Consider the following 633-nt stretch of genomic DNA (forward strand, 5'->3'; position numbering starts at 1 on the left):
ACGGCGGCGGCGCGTGCCGCTGGCCGGCGGCGCGGCAGGTCGGGCCGCGGCCCGGCCCGCAATCCGGGTCGCAAGCCCTCGGGCAAGGCGGACCGCCCCGTGCCGCCGCTCAGCCCTGGCCCGGCTTGCCGGGGCCGCCGCCGCCGGGCGTGAACAGCCGGAACATCGCGGTCATCGCCTCGCGCATCTGCTCCGGCGTCTGAGGCGCCAGCGGCATCCAGGTCTTCAGCAGCGTCTCGGGCGAGACCATGGTCGCCGCATCCAGCATCTGCTGCTGCAGCTTGGCCATGACCGCATCCTGCATCGGCCGAAGGTCGGGCAAGCCGAGGAAGCGGCGCGCTTCCTCAGGCGTGCAGTCCACCGTCACATTCACCTTCATCCCGCGCGCTCCCGCCGGCCGGCTGCGGGGCATCCCGGCCGGAGGCCGCGGCGAGCCCGCTGCCGGCCCGTCCCGGCCCCGCGCCCCATATGGCGTGGGTGGGTGCCCCTGGCCAGCGGGCGGCCGGCACGGCCGCGTGACAGGCCCAGCGGGCTCGCACCATGGGCCTGGCCCGGACGTCCCGGGTCCGCGGCCGCCGCACCGGCGGGACGCGGCAGCGACGACGGCGCGCCGGCCGCCCGGGTCGGCGTGGC

At 78.2% G+C, this 633-nt stretch carries 1 protein-coding gene; it reads right to left on the reverse strand.

What is annotated here, in order from left to right; all coding sequences use genetic code 11:
• Positions 1 to 109 precede the first annotated feature (109 nt).
• Entirely contained in the window at positions 110 to 379 is a 270-nt protein-coding gene (locus tag E2C05_RS32330; RefSeq protein ID WP_133223666.1) for a DUF6489 family protein, read from the reverse strand.
• Positions 380 to 633 lie beyond the last annotated feature (254 nt).

Origin of the sequence: Paracraurococcus ruber (genome assembly GCF_004353985.1) — a bacterium.
In the GTDB taxonomy this organism is placed as follows: Bacteria; Pseudomonadota; Alphaproteobacteria; order Acetobacterales; family Acetobacteraceae; genus Paracraurococcus; species Paracraurococcus ruber.